The organism is Duganella sp. SG902, from assembly GCF_013376005.1.
Lineage (GTDB): Bacteria > Pseudomonadota > Gammaproteobacteria > Burkholderiales > Burkholderiaceae_D > Rugamonas.
This window is the reverse complement of sequence record NZ_JABMJK010000036.1, coordinates 1-4119: the sequence shown is the minus strand read 5'-3', so window position 1 is coordinate 4119 and position 4119 is coordinate 1. Positions and strand designations below refer to the sequence as shown.

The following is a 4119-nucleotide window of genomic DNA, read 5'->3' as shown; positions in this document are numbered from 1 at the left end:
TGCTCGTCGGTAAATCGTTTCTTCATCTAGCCTCCATGTGTAAAAATATCATGAAGACTAACCAGCCGCATGGCTACAAAGTTCCGATCAGGTCAACCTGAGCATTACATAAGCGCACGTCGCACTCCGTTACCTGCCGCACACCGCGACGACGGCCGTCAGCAATAAGCACTGCTAACTACTTCAACGCGAACTGATCTACATCAGCGCGGCGCGTGATCGCAGCAAATGTTGAGTCGCCTAACGGTCGAATCCAATATCACGGAGGAGACCAGTATGTTAGATAACGTTAGCAAAGGCCAAAACGACCAAGACGTGCGCGTAGCCTCGCGAGCTAGATGCAGGAACTAAAGCCTGAGACGCGTGTCTGATCATGGACGATAAACAGATGATGAGGAGCTTGATCGTGCGATTCAGCTATAGCCTCTTGGTCCTGTTGGTTTACGCAGCCGGTGCGGTTTTAGTGGAGCTTGTCGCACGCGGGATGCGATGGCTGGGTGTGAGTGATTTCACCTACTATATGCTCTCAGGAACTGCCCATGTCATGCTCTTCATGGACGTGGTGTTGTTGATTATCCTGCTGCACAACTCAGCAAAGAAATTCCTGAAAAGCACGCAGCAGTCCTGAGAGTTGCGGCCAGGCGAAAATATGACGATACAATCACGTCCAACTCCCCCCCTGCTTCCGGAATATCTGATGAATTGGACCAAAGAGCACTACCTGGTATCGACTGATAACGCGCTGCTGCAGCTCGATGTCATCCATGGCAACCTCACCCGCAGCACCTGGGCGGAGGGCATTGACGAGGCGACGGTGCGCACGGCTGTCGAGAATAGCCTCAATTTCGGCCTGTACGACGACGGCCGCCAGATCGGCTACGCCCGCTTCATCACGGACCACGCCACGTTCGCCTACATGGCTGATGTGTTTGTGCTGGACCAATATCGCGGCCAGGGACTCGGGCGCTGGCTGGTCGAGTGCATGCTGAGCTACCCCGGCATCGAACGATACCGGCGACTGCTGCTGGCAACCACGACCGCCGCCTGGCTGTACGAAAAACTGGGCTTCACCAAGCCAGCCAATCCCGATTTATTCTGGCAGATCAATCGACCTGACATCTACAAAAATTAGGGAACGATGGAGCGGCCATCAAGGCCGGGCGTGGCGGCAAACACGCCGCTGATAAAGTCAATGAACACGGCGGCGCGCTGGGGCAGCAGCCTCTCGGCGGCGTACACCGCATTCAGCGGCGAGCGCCCGGGCGAATGAGCGGTCAACACCGCGCGCAGCTCCCCGCTGCGCAGTTGCTCCGCGATCGTCCACGACGGCAGATAAGCGATGCCCAAGTCCTGCATGACAGCCTTGCGTATGCCGTCGAGACTATTCAGGCGCAGCCGGCCTTGCACATGGACCGCGCCGTCCTTGAACGGCCATCCGCCGCCGCCCGCCATCAGGGTGTAGATCAGGCACTGATGCTGCAGCAGATCGGCTGGTTGCTCAGGCGTGCCATGCTGGTCCAGATACTTCGCACTCGCCACGCAAATGCGTTCGGACGTGCCAACGCGGCGCGCGCGCAAGGAACTGTCCTTGAGGACGCCGCCCCGGACCGCGATATCAACACCTTCCGCGATCAGGTCGACATAGCCATCGCCGAGTCGCAGCTCGACCTCAACGTCCGGATAGCGTGCAAGGAAGTCCGGCAGCGCGGGGATGATCTTCTCCGTGCCCAGCGTTGGCGCACACGCCACCCTGAGCAGGCCCTGCGGTTTTTGCTGGCCGCGCGCGTCGGATTCGGCCTGGGCGATCAACTCCAGCGCCTGACGCGCTTGCGCGTAATAGCGCTGCCCCTCGGCCGTGGCGACCAGTTGACGGGTCGAGCGGTGCAGCAGCCGCGTGTCCAGCGCCTTTTCGAGCGAGGCGATATGCCGGCTGACGTTGGGCTGGCCGATGCCGAGCTCGCGCGCCACAGCTGAAAAGCTCCCCGTCTCAATCGCGCGCACGAGGCAGCGCATCCAAAGCAATTTATCCATTTATACGGCCTCAAAGAACAATTTATGCAACCAAAGCATAACTGATATGAGTGCCGCCTGTCTTATCACCCGCGCGGCAGCAGCGCACACTGCATTCCGCATCACTACTTAACTCACCAAACAGCTTAGTGAAAAGGAGCATCATGAAACTCGCGGAAAAAGTAGCCGTTATCACCGGCGGCACCACCGGCATCGGTCTGGCCATCGCAAAACGTTTCGCCCGCGAAGGCGCGTACGTCTACCTCACCGGCCGCCGCCAGGCCGAACTGGACATGGCGGTTGAGACGGTCCGGGCGGCAGGCGGCACCGCCGAAGGCGCCCGCGTCGATTCGACCGACGTGGGCCAGCTGCAAGCCTTGTTTGATCGCGTCAAAGCCAGGCACGGCAAGCTGGACGTGCTGGTCGCCAACGCTGGTGGTGGTTCCCTCCTGCCCCTGGGCCAGATCACCGAAGAGCAATTCGACGACACCTTCGCGCGCAACGTCAAAGGCACGCTGTTCACCGTGCAGAGCGCGCTGCCGCTGCTGGGCAAGGGTTCGTCGGTGATACTGACCGGTTCGACTGCGGGCAGCAGCGGCACGGAAGGGTTCAGCGTCTACTCGGCCTCCAAGGCGGCGGTGCGCGCCTTCGCCCGCAACTGGATTTTGGACTTGAAAGGCCGCGAGATCCGCGTCAACACGCTGAGCCCCGGCCCGATCAAGACGCCCGGCCTGGTTGAACTGGTCGGCACGGACGCCGGCCAGCAGCAAGGCTTCCTCGACCATCTGGCGTCGCAGATTCCGATGGGCAGGGTTGGTGATCCGGATGAGATCGCGAAAGCGGCGGTGTTCCTGGCCTCCGACGATGCGAGCTTCGTCACCGGCGCCGAGTTGTTCGTGGATGGCGGGCTGCAGCAGATTTAACCCGGCGCGGCGTGGCGCCTTGGGGTGGACTGGCATGTGAGGCCAGTCCACCACAATCACTTCATCTCTTGATCCACCCGGCAATTACTACTAGCATAATAGGGGCATACACATCGCCGATAGCGCTGGCGCACGGAAGGTTCAATGAATTTCCGCACCATCTTAATCGTTCTGGCCGTCGTCACCCGTACAGGCTATGCTGCGGCAGTCTGCGAGCCCATACGCATCGGCTATGTCAACCAGGAGCGGCCGCCGTACTACCTCGGCGCCGGATCAGAAGTACCGGCCAAGCCGGGTGCCTCCGCAGAGCTTTTTCAGCGTTTTGCCGCCAGCGTAGGCTGTGATGCCAGCCTGAGACGTCTGCCGGTCAACCGCATCATCCCCTCCCTGGCCGCAGGGCAATTGGACTTCGCCCCACTGGATACCAGCAGCAAGGATATCGCCGACCTCGTCTTTCCGCGTGATAAAAACAATCAGCTGGACTTCCCGCGCGCGGTGCCGATCAACATCGTGGTGTTCGTCCGCAGCGCGGACCAGATACCGCCAGCGACTGAGGCGGCAAAGTATTTCCAGGACCGGCTGCTTGGCGTGACCTTGGGCGCCACTTATAGAACGCGCATCCAGGGTCTGGGCTTGAAAATCGATAGCGGCGCGGTCGATATCGCGCGCAATTTTGAGAAGCTCAGGTTGAGCCGCATCGACGGATTCGCCGTCTCCGTGACCTCGCCGGGCGATATGGATTCCTACGTCGCGCAAAAATACAAAGGCGCCATCGTCAGACTGACGCAGCCCCTTTTCACCGATCATATCTGGCTGGCGGCCAGTAAAAGCTACTACGCGGCACATCAGGTTCAGGTCGAAAAAATGTGGACGTGGCTGGGCTCTGCTGGCAAGCGGGAGTATTTCAACCTGCTGAAAGAGTACAGCGACATGCCTCTACAAATACAGCCAACCACTCAGTCTGATTAATTCACAAACACGGCGAGGTCCTAATGCCGCCAAGTTAAGCCTTTTTTGACCGCAAACTGATGCCCCGTCATTCCCGCGCAGGCGGGAATCCATAGGGCGCGTGGTCATAAGTTCAGCATGGGTTCCCGCCTGCGCGCACTGCTGTCCGGAATAATTTTGTTGACATGGTTTCAAAAGAGTGAAGGTTGCAGTTGTGCGAATTCCTCCATCTGGCGTC

The 4119-nt window shown here is 59.4% G+C and carries 5 protein-coding genes; 4 read left to right on the top strand and 1 reads right to left on the bottom strand.

All coding sequences use genetic code 11. The features are described 5' to 3' along the window. Positions 1 to 373 precede the first annotated feature (373 nt). Both FHW83_RS30330 and FHW83_RS30325 read left to right on the top strand, forming a co-directional pair. Entirely contained in the window at positions 374 to 628 is a 255-nt protein-coding gene (locus tag FHW83_RS30330) for a hypothetical protein (RefSeq protein ID WP_176650094.1), read from the top strand. A 69-nt stretch (positions 629 to 697) separates the two neighbouring features. Continuing rightward, positions 698 to 1132, top strand: coding sequence for a GNAT family N-acetyltransferase (locus FHW83_RS30325; protein ID WP_176650093.1), 435 nt, complete (start codon positions 698 to 700; stop codon positions 1130 to 1132). Here the strand turns inward: FHW83_RS30325 and FHW83_RS30320 are convergent. Then, positions 1129 to 2031 (bottom strand): LysR family transcriptional regulator, encoded by a 903-nt coding sequence (locus FHW83_RS30320; protein WP_176650092.1) that lies wholly within the window; start codon positions 2029 to 2031, stop codon positions 1129 to 1131. The two genes, FHW83_RS30325 and FHW83_RS30320, sit on opposite strands and share 4 nt — an antisense overlap. A gap of 143 nt (positions 2032 to 2174) precedes the next feature. On the opposite strand from FHW83_RS30320, the gene FHW83_RS30315 reads away from it, so the two are divergent. Together FHW83_RS30315 and FHW83_RS30310 are read left to right on the top strand one after the other, a co-directional pair. Further along, complete coding sequence (locus FHW83_RS30315) at positions 2175 to 2933, top strand: SDR family NAD(P)-dependent oxidoreductase (RefSeq protein ID WP_176650091.1); 759 nt, start codon at positions 2175 to 2177, stop codon at positions 2931 to 2933. A gap of 144 nt (positions 2934 to 3077) precedes the next feature. Next, positions 3078 to 3902 carry a hypothetical protein gene (locus tag FHW83_RS30310; protein ID WP_176650090.1) on the top strand — a complete coding sequence of 275 codons (825 nt, stop codon included), beginning with the start codon at positions 3078 to 3080 and terminating at the stop codon, positions 3900 to 3902. The last annotated feature ends 217 nt before the right edge of the window (positions 3903 to 4119 follow it).

What these genes read in the sequence shown, in the direction of transcription:
- FHW83_RS30320 (WP_176650092.1), bottom strand. Translation starts at nt 2,031, where the DNA reads ATGGATAAATTGCTTTGGATGCGCTGCCTCGTGCGCGCGATTGAGACG.
- FHW83_RS30310 (WP_176650090.1), top strand. Translation starts at nt 3,078, where the DNA reads ATGAATTTCCGCACCATCTTAATCGTTCTGGCCGTCGTCACCCGTACA.
- FHW83_RS30315 (WP_176650091.1), top strand. Translation starts at nt 2,175, where the DNA reads ATGAAACTCGCGGAAAAAGTAGCCGTTATCACCGGCGGCACCACCGGC.
- FHW83_RS30325 (WP_176650093.1), top strand. Translation starts at nt 698, where the DNA reads ATGAATTGGACCAAAGAGCACTACCTGGTATCGACTGATAACGCGCTG.
- FHW83_RS30330 (WP_176650094.1), top strand. Translation starts at nt 374, where the DNA reads ATGGACGATAAACAGATGATGAGGAGCTTGATCGTGCGATTCAGCTAT.